This window comes from Nonomuraea montanisoli, from assembly GCF_013363975.1.
Taxonomy (GTDB): domain Bacteria; phylum Actinomycetota; class Actinomycetes; order Streptosporangiales; family Streptosporangiaceae; genus Nonomuraea; species Nonomuraea montanisoli.
The window spans coordinates 189,070-210,208 of sequence record NZ_JABWGN010000001.1 but is presented as its reverse complement, the minus strand read 5'-3'; the positions used below and the strand labels follow the sequence as shown (position 1 = coordinate 210,208).

The window sequence follows — 21,139 nt, the reverse complement described above, 5'->3', positions numbered from 1 at the left end:
GGTGCGAGCCATGGGGAACCGCGAAGATCTGATCGCCGGGGCCAAACGCTGCCTGTACGACAAGGGCTACGCGCGCACCAGCATCCGCGACATCACCGCCGCCGCCGGCGGGGTCAGCATGGCGGCCGTCGGCTACCACTTCGGCTCCAAGGAGGCGCTGCTCAACGAGGCCCTGTCGCAGGCTTCGCAGGAATGGGGCGAGCAGCTCGCCCAGGCGCTGGCCGCCGTTCCCGCCGACCCCGAGGCCGGCCCGCTGCAGCGCTTCGAGGCGGCCTGGACGCGGATCCTCACGACCTTCGAGACCTACCGGCCCCTGTGGGCGGCCACCTTCGACGTCATCGGGCAGGTCCAGCACGCCGAGCAGGCCCGCGCCCACCTGGCCGCCGGCCTTGAGCACGCCCGTCTCGGCCTGGCCCAGGTGCTCGCCGGCCTCGACCCCGGCCATCCCGACGCCTGGGCGGTCGGCGGCTTCCACCAGGCGCTGTTGACCGGCGTCATGGCCCAGTGCCTGATCGACCCCGAACGGGCCCCCACCGGCCACGACCTGGCCACCGCCCTCGCCCTGATCAGCGGCGGGTCCCCGGGATCCCGCCGGGAGCAGGAGGCAAGGCGGGACGCTTGATGCTCTGACTGACGCCGTCGGTCGCAGCCATGGCTGTCATCCTCTGGAGGCAGGGGAGTGGCTGTCGTCTCACCGTGGTGAGAGGAAGCTCCGCCGGAGCCTTCGCGAGGTGGGTGGGTGGTCGCAGGCGTCCCCCGAGTCGGGGTTCTGGCGGCGGTGGCTCCGGCCGTGGGCGGTGATGAGCCGATCCCACATGACGACGGCCACCCGGTGAGGGCCTCGCGCGGTCTCTTCGTAGCCCTCCCGGGTCAACCGCAGAATCAGGTACTGGCCACCCTGCGACACCAATTCATAGGCGCAGCAGGACGCGGTGTCCCTGATCCGGCATGGCTGGTCTGGGCGCTGGAACGGCTCCCACCTCAGGTGATCGGGTTCAAAGGGAGCAGGCTCGGTCCTCATCGTCGACTCTTTCCGGCTGAGAGTGACCTTTGTGGGGCTTGGTCGGCGCGTCGGCGGGATCCGGGGCGGGTTGGAACTCCTGAGGGCCTTTCTGCCCATCGCGGCAGGTAGAGGTGGGAAGCGAGCAGCGCGCCCCGGCTTGAGCCAAGGTCATGGAGGTGCTTCGGTGGGTACGGGCGGAGCCCGGTGGTCAGGGCGTTCACGGGACTCTGCCGTCGCTGTGCAAAATCACCGTTGGTGGTCCGTTGGGCTCCGTGGTGGGCCAGCCCGATACTCGCCACAGCGCATAGCCGGTGCTTCCCGTCATGGTCATACAGGTCAGCAACAGCATGCGCGTGGCCTTGTCGAGCTGGTCCGTCGGGGCCTGCAAGGTGCCGCTCGTCGACCACGTCTGTCCTTGATCGAGTGACCAGTCGAGCTGCACAGTGCCCACCGGCAAGGGAGCGACTCCCCGGCGGCCGGTCCGGCGTCGGTCCGTGGTGGCGTGCATGGCCCCACATTGGCCCGTCCGATGATCCCTGGGAACGCCAGATGGAGGGGCAGTCAAGGGGCAGATGGGGGGCAGATCCGTGGGCGCCCCGGTGGGTGCTCGTGCCACGATGCCCACACGGAGCCACGAGAGGAGAGCTCGCTGTGGCAGAGCCGAACCACCAGTTATGGCAGGCCAGGCTGCGGTTGCCGCGCCCTTGTGGGGGTGTGGGGGGCGCCGAGCCCCCCACCGGGCGCTGCCTGAGCCCCCACGTCGCGAAGCGACCCCCGAAGGTGAAGACCTTGGGGTGAAGCCCCCCAGAAAAGTCAGACCCCGAGCGCTGACGGGGCGCCGAGTTCCGCCAGGAAGAGGGCCTCCGCCGTGGCGACCCGGCGCAGCTCCTCCAGGTCCACCCGCTCGTTCGGCGCGTGCACCGCCGCCTCCTCGTCCTCCGCGCCGAACAGCAGGATCTCCGCCGCCGGGTACTGCCGCAGCAGCGTGTTGACCAGCGGGATGGAGCCGCCCGCGCCGACGTCGCGCGGCGGGCGGCCGAAGGCGCGCTCCATGGCGCGGTTGAGGGCCGCGCGGGCCTTGCCGCCGGAGTCGGCCTGGAAGCCGGACCCCACGGTGAAGTCGCCGAACGCCACCTGCGCGCCCCACGGCGCCACCTGGCGCAGGAACTCGACGACGGCGTTGACCGTGGTCTTCGGGTCGCCGGCCGGCGGGATGCGGACGGTGACGCGGGCCCGGGCCGCCGGCTGGACGGCGTTGATGGCGCCGGAGACCGTGGGCACGTCGAGGCCGGTCACGGTGATGGCGTACGACGCCCACAGCCGGTCGGCCAGCGAGCCGGAGCCGACGAGCGAGACGCCGTCGACCACCCCGGCGGTCCGGCGGAACTCCTCCTCCGACGGCCCCTGCCCGAGGAACGTGCCGCGCGGCAGCCCGGGGACGCGGACGTCGCCGTTGTCGTCGTGCAGCGAGGTGACCATGCGCATGAGCGCGGCGAGCGCGTCGGGGGCGGCCCCGCCGAACTGGCCGCTGTGCACGGACTCGCGCAGCGTGCGGACCTCCATGGTGAACGCCGCCATGCCGCGCAGGGACGTCGTGACGGAGGGGTCGCCGACGCGCGGGTTGCCGGTGTCGGCGACGACGATGGCGTCGGCCCGCAGCAGGTCGGGGTTGCGGTCCACGAACGCCTCGAGGCGCTCGCCCGCGTACTCCTCCTGGCCCTCCACGATGACCTTCACACCGACGGGGAAGCGGCCCTGGAAGGCGCGCAGGGCGAGGACGTGCGAGATGACGCCGGACTTGTCGTCGGCGGTGCCCCGGCCGTAGAGCTGCCCGTCGATCAGCGTGGGCTCGAACGGCGGGGTGCGCCAGGCGGCGGGGTCGCCGGCGGGCTGCACGTCGTAGTGCGCGTACAGCAGGACCGTGGGCGCGCCGGGGGGCGCGGGCGCCTCGCCGTACACGGCGGGGAAGCTGCCCTCGACGGGGATCTGCCGGACGTGCGGCAGCCCGACCGAGCGCAGCAGCTCCTCGGTCAGGGCGGCGGCCGCGTACACGGGTTCCTCGGGATGCCCGGGGAAGGCGACGGACGGGATGGCGGCGAGCCGCCTGAGCTCGTCGACGCCCTGTGGCATGGCGGCGGCGACGGCCTTCTCTATCTGGTCAGGAGTCACGGGACGATCCCCCGGGGTTGTTTCGATAGTCAACGTCTCATTGGATCACAGACGCCCCCACAACGCGGGAAACGAGCAGGACCCGCGCGCAAATCTACTGCGGATTTCGTAGCGGTTACATAGCGGTTCTGCGGATCTCGGTTTTCTTGCAGAGTGTCGCGACGCTTTCACTTGGCAATCCGCAGGTGAACATGCACACTGTGGTGAGATCAGACGCAAGGGAAGATAACCATGACGCAGCCGGAAAACGACATCCTCAAGGCCGCGCACGACAACCTGTGGCTGCACTTCACCAGGCATAGCGCCTATGAGCAGGCAGAGATCCCGACGATCGTCCGGGGCGAAGGTTCGTACATCTACGACATCCACGGCAAGCGCTACCTCGACGGGCTGGCGGGACTCTTCGTCGTCCAGGCCGGTCACGGCCGCAGCGAGCTGGCCGAGGCCGCCGCCAAGCAGGCCCAGGAGCTGGCCTTCTTCCCGCTGTGGTCCTACGCCCACCCGAAGGCCGCCGAGCTGGCCGAGCGGCTGGCGGCCATGGCGCCCGGCGACCTCAACCGGGTCTTCTTCACCACCGGCGGCGGCGAGGCCGTCGAGACCGCGTGGAAGCTGGCCAAGCAGTACTTCAAGCTCACCGGCAAGCCGCTCAAGCACAAGGTCATCAGCCGCCAGATCGCCTACCACGGCACCCCGCAGGGCGCCCTGTCGATCACCGGCATCCCGGCGTTCAAGCAGATGTTCGAGCCGCTCGTCCCCGGCTCCGTCCGCGTGCCGAACACCAACCACTACCGCGCCGACGAGATCACCGGCGTCAAGGGCATGACGCCCGAGGAGTACGGCATCTGGGCGGCCGACCGCGTGGCCCGCGCCATCGAGATGGAGGGCCCCGACACGGTCGCGGCCGTCTTCGCCGAGCCGGTGCAGAACGCGGGCGGCTGCTTCCCGCCCCCGCCCGGCTACTGGCAGCGCCTGCGCGAGATCTGCGACGAGTACGACGTGCTGCTCGTCTCCGACGAGGTCATCTGCGCCTTCGGCCGCCTCGGCACGATGTTCGGCGGCGAGAAGTTCGACTACGTGCCCGACATCATCACCTGCGCCAAGGGCATGACCTCCGGCTACTCGCCGATCGGCGCGATGATCGCCCACGACCGGCTGTTCGAGCCGTTCAAGGACGGCGACAACATGTTCGCCCACGGCTACACCTTCGGCGGTCACCCCGTCTCGGCGGCCGTGGCGCTGGCCAACCTCGACATCTTCGAGCGCGAGGACCTGCTCGGCCACGTCACCCGCAACGAGCCGCTGTTCCAGGCGACGCTCGACGGCCTGCGCGACCTGCCGATCGTCGGCGACGTGCGCGGCTCCGGCTACTTCTGGGGCATCGAACTGGTCAAGGACAAGACCACGAAGGAGACGTTCACGGCCGACGAGTCGGAGCGGCTGCTGCGCGGCTTCCTGTCCAAGGCGCTGTTCGACGCGGGCCTCTACTGCCGCGCCGACGACCGGGGCGACCCGGTCATCCAGCTCGCGCCCCCGCTCATCGCGGGGCCGCGCGAGTTCGACGAGATCGGGTCGATCCTCCGGTCCGTCCTCACCGAAGCATGGTCCCGCCTGTAACACCTCCCCTCCGGCACGGTGCGCGCCGTGCCGGAGCACGTCCCGAAAGGATTCCGCGATGAAGATCGGCGTGCCTGCCGAGGTCAAGAACCATGAATACCGGGTCGCCGCCACGCCCGCGGGCGTCCACGAGCTGGTGCGCCACGGCCACGAGGTGACGGTCCAGCGCGGCGCGGGCCTCGGCTCGCACATCCCGGACGAGGAGTACCTCGCGGCGGGCGCGAAGATGATCGACGGCGCCGACGACGTGTGGGCCCAGGCCGACATGGTGCTCAAGGTCAAGGAGCCCATCGCCGAGGAGTACCACCGGCTGCGCGAGGGGCTGGTGCTGTTCACGTACCTGCACCTGGCGGCGTCGCGGCCGTGCACCGACGCGCTGCTGTCGGCGGGGACGACCGGCATCGCGTACGAGACGGTCCAGGTCGGCAACGCGCTGCCGCTGCTCGCGCCGATGTCGGAGGTCGCCGGACGGCTGGCCCCGCAGGTCGGCGCGTACAACCTGATGCGCTTCAACGGCGGCCGCGGCGTCCTGCCGGGCGGCGTGCCCGGCGTGGCTCCCGCCAAGGTGGTCGTCATCGGCGGCGGCGTCTCCGGCCTGAACGCCGCGCAGATCGCCGTCGGCATGGGCGCCGACGTCACCGTGCTCGACACGAACGTCGACCGCCTGCGCTTCATCGACGCGATCTACCAGGGCCGTCTGAAGACCCTGGTGTCCACCTCGTACGCGATCGAGCAGGAGGTGCTGCAGGCCGACCTGGTCATCGGCGCCGTCCTCATCCCCGGCGCCAAGGCGCCGACGCTCGTCTCGAACGACCTGGTCTCGCGCATGAAGCCGGGCTCGGTGCTCGTGGACATCGCCATCGACCAAGGCGGCTGCTTCGAGGACTCCCGCCCGACCACGCACGCCGAGCCGACCTACAAGGTCCACGAGTCGGTGTTCTACTGCGTGGCCAACATGCCGGGCTCGGTGGCCAACACCTCCACCTACGCGCTGACGAACGCCACGCTGCCGTACGCGGTGAAGCTGGCCAACCTCGGCTGGCGCGACGCCCTGGCCAAGGACCCGGCGCTGGCGGCCGGCCTCAACACGCATGACGGGAAGCTCACCAACGCGCCGGTCGCCGAGGCGCTGGGGCTGCTCTGCACGCCGGTGGCCGACGTCCTGGCCGCCTGACCCGTCCGACGCCGCCTCAGCGGACGACACCGCCTCAGCGGACGCCGCCGCCTCAGTGGACGCCGCCGTCTCAGTGGACGGCGCCGCCTCAGTGGACGCCGAGGCGGCGCCGCAGGTCGCGGGCGGTCTGCAGGACGTGCTCGACCTCGCCCTGGCTCGGCCAGGGCGAGCTGCCGGGCCGTAGCAGCGTGCCGCGCACCGAGGCGAAGTGCTCGATCGCGCTCGCGTGCAGGCCGCTGCGCTCCACCAGCCACCGCACGACGCCGCTGTGGTCGCGCAGCGGCCTGGTCACCAGGTCCCAGGTGCCGAGCAGCTCCGACAGCTCGTGCACGGCCAGCGGCACGCCGCCCCGGCGGCCGGTCGTGGCGGCGGCCAGCTCGGCCCGCGCGGCCAGCTCGGGCTCGGTGACCCGGTCCCAGCCGGGCGGCGGCGGGCTGGACAGCCACCGCTGCGCCTCGGCGTACTCCCCGGCCGCCGACAGCAGCCCGCCCAGCTCCACGGCCGCGTGGTGGTGCCCCGCCTGCGCCGCCACCCGCAGCCAGTGCCGGCCGGAGGCCAGGTCGCCGTACTCGGCGATGAGCAGCAGCGCGAAGCCGTAGGCCGATCCCGGGTCGCCCGCGGCCGCCGCCCGGCCGAACCAGTGCCCGGCGCCCGCCGGGTCGCCCAGCTCCACGCACACGTACCCGGCCATCCGCTGGTCGTCGGGCCGTCCGGCGTTCGCGGCCCGCTCGTACCAGGCCCGCGCGGTGCGCACGTCGCCCCGCGACAGCGCGATGCCGCCGAGCTTGGACGCCGCCCCCGGATGCTCGCTGGTGGCGGCCAGCCGGTAGTACGCCTCGGCGCCCTCGGGGTCGCGGCGCGCCTGGAGGAGCAGCCCCAGGTGGTAGGCGGAGTCGGCGTGGCCGCCCCGGGTGGCGTGCTCCCAGCAGCGCGCGGCCTCGGCCTCGTCGCCCGCCGCGTACGCGAGGAAGCCCAGGTCGTGGGCGGAGGCGTGGTCGCCCTCCCCGGCCGCCCTGCGGTGCCACTGCCGCGCGGCCGGCAGCTCGCCCGCGTCCTCGCAGATCAGCGCCAGCCGGCGGGCCGCGGCCCGGGAGCCGGAGCGGGCCGCCCGCTCGAACCAGGCGCGCGCGGAGGCGAGGTCGCCGCGCTGCTCCAGCAGCAGGGTGGCGAGGTTGACCGCGGCCTCGACGTCGCCGAGCCCGGCCGCCCGCTCGTACCAGGCGACGGCCTCCTCCAGGGTGCCGTGCTTCTCGTGCCAGACGCCCAGGTTGTAGGCGCTGTCGACGTTGCCGGCCGCAGCGGCGCGTTCCCACCAGTGCCGGGCCGCCGAGCGGTCGCCGCGCTGGGCGCAGAGCTTGCCGAGCCGGTGCGCGGCCCGTGGGTCGCCCGCCTGCGCGGCCAGCACCAGCTCCGGCTCGTCGCCGACCCGGGGGGCCGGAACGGCCGGTGCCGCCACCTCACCTTGCCACCACGCCATGCGCACAGGGTGACATGTGACCGAGCCGACGCGGAACGTAATCGCCGGAGGCTAGGAGAAGTTGTACTCGCCGCCGGTCGGTGATCCGGGCGTGAATGCGGGCGACCTCGAGTCTCGCCTTCGTCACCAGCCACTGCGCCGACGACACCTCCATCTCCTACGTGGTGTCAGGGCCCTCGTCGACCTCCTGGCCGTTGGCCTCATTGGCGCGGTCGATCTCGGCCATGTGCTCCTCCGCCCAGGTCCGCAGCCCCGCAAGCGCGGCTTCCAGGGACAGCCCGAGTCCGGTGAGCCGGTAGAAGACCCGCGGTGGCACGGTCGGTTCGACCCGGCGCGACACCAGCCCGTCGCGGGTCAGGCTTCGCAGCGTCACGGACAGCATCTTCTGCGAGACGCCGGGCATCCGGCGTCTCAGCTCCGCGAAGCGCACCTCGTCCGGTGCGGCGTCGGCGAGCGTCTTGACGGCCATGGACGTCCACTTCGTGCCGATGCGGTCCAGCAACTGCCGCGTCGGGCAGTGGGGATCGAAGAGATCGCCACGTACCCCACGACCGGCGGCCCGGGCTCCTCGGGTGGTCACCTGTGGCTCACCACCTTCCCTGAAAGTGCCGTCTAGGAAGCGGCCGGAAAGTTACCTATCGTTTTGTGGTCACCAATGGTAACCACCAGCCGGGGAGCCGTCATGCCCGTCACCACCGCACACCGACTGCGTCGCATCACGACGAACGGCGTCCGACTCAACGTCGCGATCGCCGGGGACGGACCTGCGGTTCTCCTGCTGCACGGCTTCCCGCACACCTGGCAACTCTGGAGCGGCCTCATGGGCCGGCTGGCCGGGCGGTACCGGGTCATCGCCCCGGACCTGCGAGGCTTCGGCGCCAGTGCACGTGCCGTCGAGGGTTACGACGCAGGCACCCTCGCCGCCGACGCCGAAGGGCTGCTCGACGCACTCGGCGAGCCCTCGGCGGCGGTGGTCGGCATCGACGCGGGCACCGCCCCCGCCGTCCTGCTCGCGCTCCGCCGGCCCGGCCTCGTCCGGCGCCTGGTCGTGATGGAAGCGCTGCTCGGCCGCCTGCCCGGGGCAGAGGACGTCGTCGCGGGCGGCGCCCCGTGGTGGTTCGGCTTCCACGCCGTCCCCGGCCTCGCCGAGACCGTCCTGGCCGGCAACGAGGCCCCGTACATCGACTGGTTCCTCGACTCGGGAACGCTCGGGCGAGGAGTACCCGACGACATCCGCGCCGCCTTCGTCCACGCGTACACCGGGAGCGAGGCCCTGCGCTGCGCGTTCTCCTATTACCGGGCCCTGCCCACCAGCGCGCGGCAGATCCAGGACGCCGTCGCGACGGCTCGGCTGACCATGCCCACCATGGCCGTCGGCTCTCACCCCGTCGGCACCGCGCTCGAGCGCCAGCTCCGTCCCATCGCCGATGACCTGGTCGGACACCATCTCCAGGACTGCGGCCACATCATCCCCCTCGACCGCCCCGACGCGTTGTTCGCGCTCCTCGCTCCCTTCCTCTCCGCCGATCCCGGCGATCCGTCCCGCGATTCCTCCCCAGGGCTCAAAAGAAGGTGATGAAGCCTGTGTACATGCCCATCGCGCAGACGTAGCGCAGCGTTCCGCGCGGCTGGGGCGGAAGCCGCACGGTCGCGGGTAAGGGCACGTCGCGGCCGTCGATGGTGACGGTACGGGTGCAGCCGCCGGGGTCGGCGAGCCTGAAGACGATCTCGACCGGGACGCCCGCCGGGGCCCTGACCAGCCCGGGGCGGTAGCCGTCGCGGGTCGCCCACACCGTGACCGGCCCCTCTGCGGGCCTGTCCCCGCCGGTGACCGCCTCGGCGGGGGGAGTGCCGCCGGGGAGCCAGCCGCCCAGGTTGAGCCCCGAGCCCGCCGTCCACAGCCCGGCGGCCAGGGCCACGACGCCGGCCAGCCGGGCCACGCGGGTGCGCGAGACGCGCCGCAACACGTACCCCAGCAACGCGAACGCGGGCGCGCTGCCCGCCACGAACCCCGCCATGACCGCTGCCCCGCCGAGCGCCGAGGAGCTGGTGACCGCGACCATCTCGACGCCGAGCGTCACGCCGCACGGGACGAGCACGGTGGCCGCCCCGAGCGACCCGGCCAGGGCGAGCGGATGCCCCCGGGCGAGCCGGTCGCGTGCCCGCGCGAGCCGCGCGCCGTCGTGCGGGGCGCAGGCGTGGTCCGGGGCACAGGCGTGGTCCGGGGCGCAGGCGTGGCGCGGGCCGCAGGCATGGCGTGGGCCGCGCAGCAGCCGTACGGCGAACACGACGACCGCGCACCCCGCGCCCACGAGCAGGGCCGCGCGGACGGGCGGCGGCGGCTGCACGGCCGCGCCCAGCCACCCGAGCAGCGCGCCGAGCACGGTGTGGGCCGCGAACCGGCCCAGCAGGAACCACCCGATGACGACCCGGGCCGCCACAGCCGTCCCGCCCGGCCTGTCCGGCCCGGCTGAGGGCCCGGACAAGGAGGGGTCCGACAGGCCCACGAGGAGCCCGCCCTGGACCGCCGTGCAGGACGCGGTGCCGGCGAGAAGGCCGGCGGCGAGCCCGGAGACGAGCAGAGCGGCCGCCTGCATCCTCGCCCTCCACTCCCGTCGGCGCCCTGACGGCGCTCTACCGGCAACCTAACGTGGTGTCCCGGATGCGGCCAGTGAGAGTTATGTCTCTCCCGTGTCGCCGGACCTGGACCCGCGGCGGCGGGGGAGGCGCACGGTGAGCAGCTTGGCGCGCGGCGCGACCCGCTCGGCCAGCGCGAACAGCGCCTCCGTGCGCGACCGGTCGGCGTCGAGGTGGGTGAAGAGGTTGACGCCCAGGTAGAAGGTGATCGCCGCGTACGCGAGGTCGCGCGGCGGCAGCAGCTTGGCCAGCGGCGACCCGCCGATGACGCGGTCGAGGTTGCGCTCCACGAACGCGATCCACGGCTCCGACCGCCGCACGATCTCCTCGCGCAGCTCGGGCCGGGCGATGCTGGCCCCGACCAGCTCGGAGAACACCGTGATGTGGCCGCCCTCCAGGTCGGCCCGGTAGATCTCGGTGGCGACCGAGACCAGCTCCTCCAGCGTGCGGGCCCCGGCCACGGCGGCCTCGTAGGCGGCCATCCGCTGCTCGGAGGAGCGGTCGAGCGCCGCGAGCAGCAGCGGGTCGACCCCGCCGAAGTGGTAGAAGACCAGCGCCGAGTTCACGTCGGCGGCCTTGGCGATGGTGCGGGCGCTGGTGCCGGCGTAGCCCTCCGTGCGCAGCGTCTCCGCGGCGGCCTCGATGAGCCGCTCCCGGGTCTCGGCCCCTGCCTGCTTCGTCATCGATCTTCCCTCTTGCCGGTTCGGTGCGCCTCATCATACGGTTTAATCACTTGATTAAACCGATCGCTCAAGGAGTCTGTCATGTCCGCGGAACCGGATCGCGCGCATCAGCGCAGGTCACGTCAGGTGCTGGCCGGTGCGCTGGCGGCGTTGTTCGCCGCGTTGCTCGCCTACCGGGTGCTGCACGTGGGGCACCTGGAGCAGTCGGCGGCGTTCTACGTGGGCATCCCCGCCGTCATCGCGATCACGGTGGCGCTCGCCGCGCGGCCGAAGAGCGCGCTCGGCACGACCATGGCCGTGATCACCATCGGGCTGGCGCTCTCCGGGCCGCTGCTGGGGGAGGGGATCGTCTGCCTGGTCTTCGCGGCGCCGCTGTTCTACCTGGTGGGGCTCTTCGTGGGGCTGGGCATCGACTTCTTCCGCACGAAGGGGACCGGGGTCGGTCTGCTGGTGACGCCGCTGCTGTTCGCCCTGGTCAGCGAGGGCGCCACGGGGGTCACCTCGCTGCCCAGGGAGAACATGGTCACCGTCACCCGCCACACCGGCGGCGCGGACGTCGAGGCGGCGCTGGCGCTCGCGCCGCGGTTCCCGCCGGTGGAGTCGGCGTTCCTGCGCCTCGGCTTCCCGCGACCGCTCGCGGCCGAGGGCGAGGGACTCCAGGTGGGGGCGACCCGGCGGATCACCTTCACGCCGCGCCGCTCGCTCGGCATCGGCGCTCCCCTGGAGCCGCGCTCGATGACGCTGCGGGTCAAGGAGCGCGGGCCGGGCGTGGTGGTGTTCGACGTGGTGGCGGACACGACGCTGGCGCGGTGGCTGGACCTGGAGCAGGCCCGGTTCGCGTGGACGCGCTCGGACCTGACCGTGTCGCTGCGCTACCGGCGCACGTTCGACCCGGCCTGGTACTTCGGCCCCATCCAGCGGTACGGGCTGGGCGAGGCGGCCGGCTACCTGGCCGAGACGTTCGCCCGAGCCGGCACGACGTCCGCGTCATGAGCGCCGCGCTGATCAGGGCGGTGGCCCTGCTGGGCCCGGTCCTCGCCGTGGCGGCGGTCGTCGCCGTGCGGCGGCCGGAGGAGCCGCGGATCGCCGCCGCCCTGCTCGCCACCGGCTGGAACGCGCTCGCGCTGAGCGGCGTCAACGCCCTCGCCCTCCACCTGGGCTGGTGGAGCTTCCACGCGGAGGGGGCCGTGGCGCTGGGCGTGCCGGTCGACCTGCTGCTCGGCTGGGCGGTGCTGTGGGGCGCGGTGCCCGCCCTCGCCGCTCCCGGCGCTCCCGTGCCGCTCACGGCCGCCGCGCTGGCCTGGCTGGACCTGGCGCTGATGCCCCTGGGACGGCCGGTGCTGGTGCTCGGGCCCGACTGGCTGCTGGGCGAGTCGGTCGCCGTCGCCTGCGCGCTGGTGCCCGGGCTGCTGGTCGCCCGCTGGACGTGGACCGGCCGCCGGTTGCGGGCGCGGGCCGCGGCCCAGGTGGCGCTCGCGGCCGGGCTGGGGGTGGGGCTGCCGCTGCTGGTGACGGGGGCGTGGCGGCAGCCCGCCTGGGCGCTCGGCCTGCTGGCCCAGGCCATGGCGGTGCCGGGGCTGCTCGGGCTGGCCGCGGTGCGCGAGTTCGCGGTGTCCGGCGGGGGGACGCCGCTGCCGTACGACCCGCCGCGGCGGCTGGTGACCGGCGGGCCGTACGCGTACGTGCGCAACCCCATGCAGGCCGCCATGACCGGCGGCTACCTCCTGCTGTCCACCCTCGACGTGGTGTTCCTCGGCGCGGCGGCGGTCGCGTTCGCCTACGGCGCGGGCCTGGCCGCCTGGCACGAGGGGGAGCAGCTCGCCACCCGGTACGGCGCGCAGTGGGAGGCGTACCGGAAGGCCGTGCGGCCCTGGCTGCCCCGCCTGCGGCCGGTCGCGCCGCCCCCGGCGGTGATCCACGTGTCCCGGACGTGCGGGCAGTGCGCCCCGGTCGGCCGCTGGCTCGCCCGCCGGGACCCGGTCGCGCTGGAGGTGGCCGCCGCGGAGGATCACCCGCGCGGGCTGCGCCGGATCACCTACGAGCGGGCCGACGGCGTCACGTCGGAGGGAGTGCGGGCGCTGGCCGCGGCGCTCACCCACGTCCACCTCGGCTGGGCGCTGATCGGCTGGCTGGTCATGCTGCCGGGGGTCGCCTGGTTCGCCCAGCTCTGCGTGGACGCCCTGGGCGGCGGCCCCCGCACGCTCACTCCGGACGGCGCGCCTCGATGAGGACCCGGCTGGAGTGCGCCACGAACGGCCCCTCGGCCTCGATGCGGTCGTGCAGGTCGCGCAGCCGCGCGAGGTGGCGCTCGACGGTGAAGCCGGGCACGATCCAGATCACCTTGCGCAGGAAATAGATCACCGCGCCGACGTCGTGGAACTCCATCCGCAGCCGCTCGGTCCGCAGGTCCACCACGGTGAGCCCGGCCGCCTCGGCCTCGGCCCGGGCCGCCTCCGGGGCGCGGGCGGAGCCCTCCAGCGGGCCGAGGAAGAACTCGGCCAGCTCGAACACGCTGCGCGGGCCCACCTTCTGCGACAGGTACGCGCCGCCGGGCCGCAGCACCCGGGCGATCTCCGCCCACCACGTCCGCACCGGATGCCGGCTGGTCACCAGGTCGAAGACGCCCGAGCGGAACGGCAGGCGCGGCTCCTCGTCGTCGGCCACCAGCGCCGCGCCCCGCGCGCGCAGCCGGGCGGCGGCCAGCGGGATGTTCGGCGGCCACGACTCGGTGGCCACGGTCACGGGCGGCAGCACGGGCAGCCCGGCCAGCACCTCACCGCCGCCCGTCTGGATGTCGAGCGCCGCCGATGCCCCGGCCATGCGCTCGGCGAGCAGCCGCGCGTAGCCCCAGGAGGGCCGCTCCTCGCCGGCGCGGCCGTCGAGCCAGGAGAAGTCCCAGCCCTCGACCGGCGCCGCCGCGGCCTCCGCCACCAGGTCCTCGAACGTCCGTCGCATTCGGCCAGACTTCCAACTCCCGGCCGCCCGCCTCAACCGGATTTGTCCCCGCCGGTCACACCCAGCCAGGTCTGACCAGGCCGGACTCGTACGCGATGACGACGAGCTGGGCGCGGTCGCGGGCGCCGAGCTTCATCATGGCGCGGCTCACGTGGGTCTTGGCCGTGGCCGGCGACATGAACAGCTTGGCCGCGATCTCGTCGTTCGTCATGCCCGCACCCACCAGCGTCAGCACCTCGCGCTCCCGCTCCGTGAGCTGGCGCAGCGTCTCGGTCGCCAGCGGCTCCTTGGCGCGCGAGGCGTACTCCGCGATGAGGCGGCGCGTCACGCTGGGCGAGAGCAGGGCCTCGCCGGCAGCCACCACGCGGACCGCCTGGATGAGCTCCGCCGGTTCGGTGTCCTTGACGAGGAAGCCGCTGGCGCCGCCGCGCAGCGCCTCGAAGACGTACTCGTCGAGCTCGAACGTCGTCAGGATGATGACGCGCGGCCCCTCCGGCATGCGGCGGGTCGCCGTCAGGCCGTCGGTGCCGGGCATGCGGATGTCCATGAGCACCACGTCGGGCCGGTGCTCGGCCGACAGCCGGACGGCCTCCGCGCCGTCGGCGGCCTCGGCCACCACGGTCATGTCGGGCTGGGCGTCCAGCAGCGCGCGGAAGCCGGCGCGCACCAGCGCCTGGTCGTCGGCCAGCAGCAGCCTGATCATCACGTGTCCTCGGGGGAGAGCGGGTCGGAGGGGAGGGGGAGGCGGGCGGAGACCTGGAAGCCGGTGCCCGACGGGCCGGCCACCAGGGTGCCGCCCAGGGCGGAGGCGCGCTCGCGCATGCCCGGGATGCCGTTGCCGGTGCCGTGCGCCGACAGTTCCGGGGAGGAGGTCGCTCCGGTGTCGGTGACGGTGACGGCCAGCTCCCGCTCGCCGTACGCGAGCCGGACCGTCACACGCGCGCCGGGCGCGTGCCGGGCGACGTTGGTGAGCGACTCCTGCACGATCCGGTACGCGGCGCGCTCCACCTGCGGCGGCAGCGGACGCGTCCCCTCGCGGCGCAGGGTGACGTCCAGGCCGGAGCGCCCGATCAGGTCGTCGAGCCGGTCGAGCCCGGCGGTGGGGAAGCGCGGCGCGCCCTCGCGCAGCACGTTGAGCACGGAGCGCATCTCGCCGAGCACCTCCTTGGAGGCGGTCTTGATGGTGGCCAGCGCGGTGCGGGCCTGGTCGGGGTTGTCGTCGATGAGGTGCAGCGCGGTCGCGGCCTGCACGTGGATGAGCGAGATGTTGTGCGCGAGCACGTCGTGCAGCTCCTGCGCCATGGTCAGCCGCTCCTCGCTGGCCTGCCGCCTGGCCTCCTCCTCGGCCGTGCGCTGCTGCTGCGCCCGGCGCTCGCGGGCGATCGCCCACAGCTCGGAGCCCACCATCACGAGCATGATGAACGCGGTGATCGCCAGGTCGTGGAAGAGCCCGGGCGGCCCGACGGTCCCGAAGTGCCCGTAGGCGAGGAACACCACGAGCGTGACCCCGGCGAAGCTCCAGGCCACCGCCCGCCGCCCGACCAGGACCAGGGTGATCAGCGTGATCGTCGGGGCGATGTAGACGGGGCCGAGCGGGTAGTTGAGCCACGTGTACGCGTAGGTGACGAGCAGCGCGACGGCCGCCGAGCCGACCGGGAACCTGCGGTGCACCACCAGCGCCGCCGGCCCCACGAGCAGCAGCGTGTAGGACAGCGCGTCCAGCGGCTTCCTGATGTGCAGCTGCCCGTACGCGGCTCCCTGCGACGTCACCACCTGGGCCACGGCGACGATGAGCCCGAGGACGGGGGCGTATCGGGACTTCTTTCGCACGTCCCCCACGCTAAGGCAACCGGACGGCACGCCGCGTCCGTCCCATGTGGGAGGGGGCCCTACCACGACGGGCGTACCTGGGCCATCGTGGAGGCCATGCGCCGTGTGATCGCTCCCGCAGCGGCAATCCTCGCCACGCTGGCCACCGCCTCGCCCGCGACGGCCGCAGCCGCTCCCTCGACCGCTCCCGTCCCCGTCACGTCCACCGCCGCCCGCAAGGTGCCCGTCGCCGAGGGGTACGGCGGCGCCGTGGCCACCGTCGACCACGACGCGAGCCGCGCCGCCATCGCCGTGCTCCGGCAGGGCGGCAACGCCGTCGACGCCGCCGTGGCGGCCGGCGCCGTGCTGGGCGTCACCGAGCCGTACTCCGCCGGCCTGGCCGGAGGCGGCTTCATCGTCTTCTACGACGCCAGGCACCGCAGGGTCCACACCATCGACGGCCGCGAGACCGCGCCCCGGGCCATGACCTCCACGACGTTCGAGGGCATCCCGTTCGAGGAGGGCGTCACCAGCGGCCTGTCGGCGGGCGTGCCCGGGGCGGTCGCCCAGTGGGACCTGGCGCTGCGCCGGTTCGGCACGATCTCGCTCAAGCAGGCGCTCCAGCCCGCGATCGAGGTCGCGTCGCAGGGCTTCGTGGTCGACCAGACGTTCTTCGACCAGACCCAGGCGAACGTGGCCAGGTTCAAGGACATCACCTCCACCGCCGCCCTCTACCTGCCGAACGGCGCGCCGCCGCCCGTCGGCTCCGTCTTCCGGAACCCGCAACTCGCCGACACCTACCGCGAGCTGGGCAGACGGGGCCCCGGCTGGCTGTACGGCGGGCAGCTCGGCAAGGAGATCGTCGCCACCGTCAAGCAGCCGCCCGTCGCCCCGGGCGCCACCCGCAACGTCCGGCCCGGCCTCATGGAGCTGTCCGACCTGCGCGCCTACCGGGCGCTGACGCGCGAGCCGACGCGCGTCGACTTCAAGGGCCTGCGCGTGTACGGCATGGCGCCCCCGTCCTCCGGCGGCTCGACCGTGGGCGAGGCGCTCAACATCGTCGAGGCGCTGCCGCAGGCCGGCCTGCACGAGTACCTGGAGGCGTCCCGGCTGGCCTTCGCCGACCGCAACGCGTACGTCGGCGACATCCCCGGCGTGCCGCTGAAGGAGCTGCTGTCCGACGGCTTCGCCAAGGAACGCGCCTGCCTCGTCGGCCCGCTCGCGATGACCGAGCCGGCCAAGCCCGGCGAGCCGGACGGCGACTACCGCGGCTGCGCCGACCCGGGCGGCTCGTCCACGCCGACCGCAGCCGAGGGGCCGGAGACCACGCACCTGGTCGTGGCGGACCGCTGGGGCAACGTCGTCGCCTACAACCTGACGATCGAGTCCACCGGCGGCAACGGCATCGTCGTGCCGGGCCGCGGCGTGCTGCTCAACAACGAGCTGACCGACTTCACCTTCGGCCCCGCGCCGGGCGACCCCAACCTGCCGGGCCCGGGCAAGCGCCCGCGCTCGTCCATGGCGCCCACGATCGTCTTCCAGAACGGCAGGCCGGTGCTGGCGGTCGGCTCGCCCGGCGGCGCGACGATCATCACGACGGTGCTGCAGATCCTGCTCAACCGGTACGTGTGGGGCATGGGCCTGCCGGAGGCCGTGGCCGCTCCGCGCGCCTCGCAGCGCAACGCCACGCAGACGCAGGCCGAGCCGGCCTTCCTGGAGGCCCACCGGGCCGAGCTGGAGGCGCGCGGGCACAGCTTCGCCAGTGTGGCGGAGATCGGCGCGGCCACGGCGCTGGAGTTCACCGGCCCGGGCAGGGTCCGGGCGGTGGCCGAGCCGGTCAGGCGGGGCGGCGGCAGCGCCCTGGTCGTCAAGCCCGCCGGTTGACTGCTCCTCCGCCTGTAGTTGAGGGTGGAGGATTCCTGGCTCACGCTGCCTGACTGTCCGGCGGACGGTCGGGTCTTACGCGGTCAGCACCAGCCGGGGCCAGACCAGCCCGGATGAGCATCACGCGGGCGGAGTTCTTGTCCCTGGGGGACACGGCTCCGCACGTGGTGCAGGTGTAGGTGCGTTCGGACAGCGGCAGTGCGTGCTTGGCTCTTGCTCCGCACCGCGCGCAGTCCATCGTGGTGTGCGCCGGATGCACCAGGCGCAGGTCGCGGCGGTGCTTGCGCGCCATGGCGATCAGCTCGGCCTTGATCGTGCCGATGGCGGCGTCGGCGGACTTGCGCGCCATGGTGGTCTTGGCCAGGCACTTCGGCCGGAAGTCCTCCACCGCCAGCACGTCATGGTCGCGCACGACCTTCTTCGCCCACTTACGCGCCGCGTCCTGCCGCTGCCGGGCCACCTTCCGGTGCGCCTTGGCGGCCTGCCGTCTGGCCTCGCGGTAGCCCTTGGACGCCGACTGACCGGGCTGAGGTTTGCGGCGGGCCATCATCCGCTGGTATCGGGCGAGCCGTTCGGCCGCCTTGCGGCCGTACCCGGCGTGCGCGAGGTCATGCTCGTCGCTGGTGGTGGTCGCGATCTGGGCCACGCCCCAGTCGATCCCGATCACCCGGCCGGTCGCGGGTAACGGCTCGACCCGCGCCGGCACGACGAACGAGGCGTACCAATGCCCGAGAGCGTCGCGGTAGAGGCGCACCGACGACGGGGCGGCGGGCAACTGCCGAGACCACACCACCGTGAGCACGATTCCGCACGCCAGATGGAGTCGGCCGTCCTTGAGCCGAAAACCACGTCGGCTGTAGTTCAAGCTCGGGCGGGCCAGGTCCTTCTTCTTGAACCGCGGCATCCCTGCCCGCCGCCTGAGTGGCAGCCGCGCCTTGATGTCCTTCAATGCCTTGGCCCGGGAGCGGGCGAAGTCACCTACACAGCAGCCCCGACAGATTTCTCCGTGTTCCCGCATCATGCGGTCACTGCGAATCGGACGCCGAATCGCCACGGCGGCGATTCGGCTTTCCTGGCCATGCTGCGCGGGAGTCCGAGTTCCTGTTCTGCCTGAAGGCCGAAGGAGGAAACATCGGTGAATCGAGCGAAACCGACTGGTCGGTATGGCATGGGCCGGACAATATTCACGCGGGCGCACGAAAAGCGCCGATGGCCGTCGTCGTCGGCCGGCCGTCGGCGCCGTGCGGGAGGCCGCCCGGCCTAGCGCAGGACGAGGAAGGCGGCGATGCCGATGACGAGGACGGCCGCGACCACCGCGATGATCGGGACGAGGGGAGACTTCTTGGGCTCCGCGGCGGCCTCCTGGTCGGAGCGCTGCGCGAAGGCGCGGAACTGCTGCGTGGTGCCCGCCGGATCGATGGGCTGCTGGTGCTGCTCAGACATGGGCAGCAGCCTAGCGGGATCACCTGTGGCATTTTGTGCCTTTTTCGCGATCGGCTTCATGCGATCGGCGGGCAGGCTGGGTGCGGGACCGGTCCCGTCGCCGGATAGCGTTGAAGCATGCTGAGGACCGTGCTCTCGCCCCGCATGCTGGGGCTCCACCTCTTGACGGTGGTGGTCCTCGTGGCGTTCATCCTGCTCGGCCGCTGGCAGCTCGGGGTGTTCCAGGACTCCGGCAAGCCGCGCGCGGCCGCCGATCCCGCGCCCGTCGCCGTCACCGCGCTCGCCCCGGTGGGCGCCCAGATGGACGGCAGGTCGGTCGGGCGGCGCGTCACCGCGAGCGGCGTCTACGACGCCTCCCGCCAGCTCCTCGTCGTCGACCGGCAGCCCGACGTGGACGCGCCGGGCGGCAAGGTCGACCGCGACCGGGGCTTCTGGGTGCTCACCCCGCTCCGCCTCGGCGACGGCACGCTGCTCCCGGTCGTCCGCGGCTGGACGGCCACGGCCGACGCCTCCGCGCTGGCCGTCCCGTCCGGCGAGGTCACCCTCTCGGGCCGGCTGCGACCGCAGCAGGGCACCGACAGCGTCCAGCGCCGGCCCGAGGAGCTGCCCCAGGGCCAGGTGCAGACCGTGTCCACCGGCCAGCTCGTCAACCTGTGGAACGGCGGCAGGATCCGTGACGGCTACGTCGTCGCCCAGCCGCCGTCGGGCGCGCTGACCCAGGTCAAGGTCGCGCCGCCGGTCGTCGGCGGCACCCTCACCTGGCGCAACCTCGCCTACGCCGCCAACTGGTGGATCTTCGCCGGGTTCGCCGTGTTCATGTGGTTCCACTTCGTCCGCGACGCCGTGCGCACGGACCGGGAACACCACAAGCAGTCCCCTGAGATGGTTCTGGAAGGTTGAAACGGTGGAATCGGCTCTGAAGCCCTTCCGGGTGCTCGCCTACTGCGTCGGCGTGATGCTGCTCGTGCTGTGCACGGCCATGGTGCTGAGGTACGGCTTCGGCATCGAGGGCATCTCGAAGTTCGTGGCGCCCGTCCACGGCTTCCTCTACATGGTCTACCTGGTGGCGGTCATGAACCTGGGCATGAAGGCCCGGTGGAGCTGGCCGTACATGCTGGGGATCATGCTGGGCGGCACCGTGCCGTTCCTGTCGTTCCTCGTGGAGCGGCGCGTCACCCAGCGGGTGCACGCGCAGACGGCGGCGGCAGGGGCCTGACCCCCGCCGCCGTGCGCGCCCCGCTCGGGATCAGTGGCCGATGCCGCGCCTGCGGGCGCGCTTGAGCCGCTCCCGCTGCGACGGGTCGAGCATCAGGTAGCCGACCACCGGTGCGGCCACGACGCCGAGGACGACCAGCAACGTGAGCCACCCGGGCAGGAAGATCAGCGAAAGCAGGACGGCGGCGCCGGCGCCGACGGCGTACTTCTGGACTGGCGACATCCTCAACATCCTCCGAACGCGGAGCGCGCGCCCCGCCTCTTCCACATTCTGCGTCGCCGGTCCAACGAGTGGGGGCGCGCCGGGGTTCCGAATCGCGATGTATCTCAAAAGCCGGGCGCGTCCGGCCCGGCGGACCGGTCCAGGGCCAGGCGCCGCAGCGTCCCGGACACCAGCTCGACCGGCGGCGGCCCGGCCGGGTCGAGCATCGCGCGGATCAGCGACCGCAGCGGCTCGGCGCCCGGAGCCGGGGACGCGCCCGGCGGCCTGCCCTCGACGGCGAAGTGCAGCGTGGCCGCCAGCGACCACAGGTCGGCCGAGGGCCGCAGCTCCGGCTGCGGCAGCCCGAACCCCGTCAGCAGCGCCCGGCCCGTCGGCGTGAGCAGCACGTTGCCCGGATCGACCCGGCCGTGCACGATCCCCAGCGCGTGCGCCGCCGACAGCGCCTCCAGCACGCACACCCCGGCCCTGGCGGCCTGGGGCGCGGGCAGGGGACCGCGTAACCCCACGGTGCGCTCCAGCGACGCCCCCGACACGAACTCCATGACCACCCAGACGACGCCGTCCTCGGCCACCACGTCGGCGACCGGCACCAGCGAGCCGTGCCGCAGGTCGGCGAGACGGCGCGCGTCACCGGCGGCCCGCTCCAGCAGCTCCGCCGGCGGGCGCAGCTCCCGGACGACGACGTCGCGGTGCGCCGGCTCGTCGAAGGCCAGCCGGACGGCGCCCCCTCCGAGGGGGTTCAGCAGCCGGTAGCGCCCCGCGAGCTTCGTGGTCTCTCCCATGCCCTGATCTCCCCCATCCAGGTGGACGATAGCTCCCCGGCGGCGGCCCCGGCCATCATCCCGGTGAGCCG

The 21,139-nt window shown here is 73.2% G+C and carries 22 protein-coding genes; 9 read left to right on the top strand and 13 right to left on the bottom strand.

What is annotated here, in order from left to right; all coding sequences use genetic code 11:
• Positions 1–10 precede the first annotated feature (10 nt).
• The gene (locus HTZ77_RS00965) at positions 11–622 is read left to right on the top strand and encodes a TetR/AcrR family transcriptional regulator (protein ID WP_175587494.1); all 612 of its coding nucleotides are present in this window, start codon (positions 11–13) and stop codon (positions 620–622) included.
• A 598-nt stretch (positions 623–1,220) separates the two neighbouring features.
• On the opposite strand, the gene HTZ77_RS00960 is transcribed toward HTZ77_RS00965, so the two are convergent.
• Entirely contained in the window at positions 1,221–1,511 is a 291-nt protein-coding gene (locus HTZ77_RS00960; protein WP_175587493.1) for a hypothetical protein, read from the bottom strand.
• Positions 1,512–1,816: 305 nt separating this feature from the next.
• Entirely contained in the window at positions 1,817–3,172 is a 1,356-nt protein-coding gene (locus tag HTZ77_RS00955; protein ID WP_175587492.1) for a dipeptidase, read from the bottom strand.
• A gap of 231 nt (positions 3,173–3,403) precedes the next feature.
• Between HTZ77_RS00955 and HTZ77_RS00950 the strand changes: the two genes are divergently transcribed.
• Together HTZ77_RS00950 and ald are read left to right on the top strand one after the other, a co-directional pair.
• The gene (locus HTZ77_RS00950) at positions 3,404–4,786 is read left to right on the top strand and encodes an aspartate aminotransferase family protein (RefSeq protein WP_175587491.1); all 1,383 of its coding nucleotides are present in this window, start codon (positions 3,404–3,406) and stop codon (positions 4,784–4,786) included.
• 58 nt (positions 4,787–4,844) lie between these two features.
• Positions 4,845–5,960: an alanine dehydrogenase gene (ald, locus tag HTZ77_RS00945; RefSeq protein WP_175587490.1), complete on the top strand. Its 1,116-nt coding sequence runs from the start codon at positions 4,845–4,847 to the stop codon at positions 5,958–5,960.
• 88 nt (positions 5,961–6,048) lie between these two features.
• Here the strand turns inward: ald and HTZ77_RS00940 are convergent, their stop codons facing one another.
• Together HTZ77_RS00940 and HTZ77_RS00935 are read right to left on the bottom strand one after the other, a co-directional pair.
• Positions 6,049–7,437 (bottom strand): SEL1-like repeat protein, encoded by a 1,389-nt coding sequence (locus HTZ77_RS00940; protein WP_175587489.1) that lies wholly within the window; start codon positions 7,435–7,437, stop codon positions 6,049–6,051.
• A gap of 157 nt (positions 7,438–7,594) precedes the next feature.
• Positions 7,595–8,017 (bottom strand): winged helix-turn-helix transcriptional regulator, encoded by a 423-nt coding sequence (locus HTZ77_RS00935; protein ID WP_175587488.1) that lies wholly within the window; start codon positions 8,015–8,017, stop codon positions 7,595–7,597.
• 102 nt (positions 8,018–8,119) lie between these two features.
• On the opposite strand from HTZ77_RS00935, the gene HTZ77_RS00930 reads away from it, so the two are divergent.
• Complete coding sequence (locus HTZ77_RS00930; protein WP_175587487.1) at positions 8,120–9,013, top strand: alpha/beta fold hydrolase; 894 nt, start codon at positions 8,120–8,122, stop codon at positions 9,011–9,013.
• Here the strand turns inward: HTZ77_RS00930 and HTZ77_RS00925 are convergent.
• Both HTZ77_RS00925 and HTZ77_RS00920 read right to left on the bottom strand, forming a co-directional pair.
• On the bottom strand, positions 9,000–10,034 hold the full coding sequence (locus tag HTZ77_RS00925) for a sulfite exporter TauE/SafE family protein (protein ID WP_175587486.1): 1,035 nt from the start codon (positions 10,032–10,034) through the stop codon (positions 9,000–9,002). The two genes, HTZ77_RS00930 and HTZ77_RS00925, sit on opposite strands and share 14 nt — an antisense overlap.
• An 81-nt stretch (positions 10,035–10,115) precedes the next feature.
• Positions 10,116–10,757 carry a TetR/AcrR family transcriptional regulator gene (locus HTZ77_RS00920; protein ID WP_175587485.1) on the bottom strand — a complete coding sequence of 214 codons (642 nt, stop codon included), beginning with the start codon at positions 10,755–10,757 and terminating at the stop codon, positions 10,116–10,118.
• A gap of 81 nt (positions 10,758–10,838) precedes the next feature.
• On the opposite strand from HTZ77_RS00920, the gene HTZ77_RS00915 reads away from it, so the two are divergent.
• The gene (locus HTZ77_RS00915; RefSeq protein WP_175587484.1) at positions 10,839–11,750 is read left to right on the top strand and encodes a hypothetical protein; all 912 of its coding nucleotides are present in this window, start codon (positions 10,839–10,841) and stop codon (positions 11,748–11,750) included.
• Positions 11,747–12,985 (top strand): methyltransferase family protein, encoded by a 1,239-nt coding sequence (locus HTZ77_RS00910; protein WP_175587483.1) that lies wholly within the window; start codon positions 11,747–11,749, stop codon positions 12,983–12,985. The genes HTZ77_RS00915 and HTZ77_RS00910 overlap by 4 nt, the downstream gene beginning before the upstream one ends.
• Here HTZ77_RS00910 and HTZ77_RS00905 read toward each other — a convergent pair.
• Genes HTZ77_RS00905 through HTZ77_RS47980 form a run of 3 tightly spaced genes read right to left on the bottom strand, consistent with a single transcriptional unit; the run spans position 12,960 to position 15,542 of the window.
• Positions 12,960–13,712 (bottom strand): methyltransferase domain-containing protein, encoded by a 753-nt coding sequence (locus HTZ77_RS00905; RefSeq protein WP_175587482.1) that lies wholly within the window; start codon positions 13,710–13,712, stop codon positions 12,960–12,962. The two genes, HTZ77_RS00910 and HTZ77_RS00905, sit on opposite strands and share 26 nt — an antisense overlap.
• Positions 13,713–13,767: 55 nt before the next feature.
• On the bottom strand, positions 13,768–14,415 hold the full coding sequence (locus HTZ77_RS00900) for a response regulator (RefSeq protein ID WP_175587481.1): 648 nt from the start codon (positions 14,413–14,415) through the stop codon (positions 13,768–13,770).
• The gene (locus HTZ77_RS47980; protein ID WP_175587480.1) at positions 14,415–15,542 is read right to left on the bottom strand and encodes a sensor histidine kinase; all 1,128 of its coding nucleotides are present in this window, start codon (positions 15,540–15,542) and stop codon (positions 14,415–14,417) included. Before HTZ77_RS47980 ends, HTZ77_RS00900 begins: the two co-directional genes overlap by 1 nt.
• A gap of 96 nt (positions 15,543–15,638) precedes the next feature.
• On the opposite strand from HTZ77_RS47980, the gene HTZ77_RS00890 reads away from it, so the two are divergent.
• Positions 15,639–17,405, top strand: coding sequence for a gamma-glutamyltransferase family protein (locus tag HTZ77_RS00890; RefSeq protein ID WP_175587479.1), 1,767 nt, complete (start codon positions 15,639–15,641; stop codon positions 17,403–17,405).
• Positions 17,406–17,445: 40 nt separating this feature from the next.
• Here the strand turns inward: HTZ77_RS00890 and HTZ77_RS00885 are convergent, their stop codons facing one another.
• Positions 17,446–18,423: an RNA-guided endonuclease InsQ/TnpB family protein gene (locus HTZ77_RS00885; protein WP_268959893.1), complete on the bottom strand. Its 978-nt coding sequence runs from the start codon at positions 18,421–18,423 to the stop codon at positions 17,446–17,448.
• A gap of 242 nt (positions 18,424–18,665) precedes the next feature.
• Positions 18,666–18,848: a hypothetical protein gene (locus HTZ77_RS00880; protein WP_175587478.1), complete on the bottom strand. Its 183-nt coding sequence runs from the start codon at positions 18,846–18,848 to the stop codon at positions 18,666–18,668.
• Between the two features lie 117 nt (positions 18,849–18,965).
• Between HTZ77_RS00880 and HTZ77_RS00875 the strand changes: the two genes are divergently transcribed.
• Positions 18,966–19,748, top strand: a complete 783-nt coding sequence (locus HTZ77_RS00875; RefSeq protein ID WP_175587477.1) for an SURF1 family protein — start codon at positions 18,966–18,968, stop codon at positions 19,746–19,748.
• A 4-nt stretch (positions 19,749–19,752) separates the two neighbouring features.
• Positions 19,753–20,064, top strand: a complete 312-nt coding sequence (locus HTZ77_RS00870) for a DUF3817 domain-containing protein (protein ID WP_175587476.1) — start codon at positions 19,753–19,755, stop codon at positions 20,062–20,064.
• Positions 20,065–20,094: 30 nt separating this feature from the next.
• Here HTZ77_RS00870 and HTZ77_RS00865 read toward each other — a convergent pair whose 3' ends face one another.
• Both HTZ77_RS00865 and HTZ77_RS00860 read right to left on the bottom strand, forming a co-directional pair.
• The gene (locus HTZ77_RS00865; protein ID WP_175587475.1) at positions 20,095–20,286 is read right to left on the bottom strand and encodes a hypothetical protein; all 192 of its coding nucleotides are present in this window, start codon (positions 20,284–20,286) and stop codon (positions 20,095–20,097) included.
• A gap of 104 nt (positions 20,287–20,390) precedes the next feature.
• Positions 20,391–21,068, bottom strand: coding sequence for a serine/threonine-protein kinase (locus HTZ77_RS00860; RefSeq protein ID WP_175587474.1), 678 nt, complete (start codon positions 21,066–21,068; stop codon positions 20,391–20,393).
• Between the last annotated feature and the right edge of the window lie 71 nt (positions 21,069–21,139).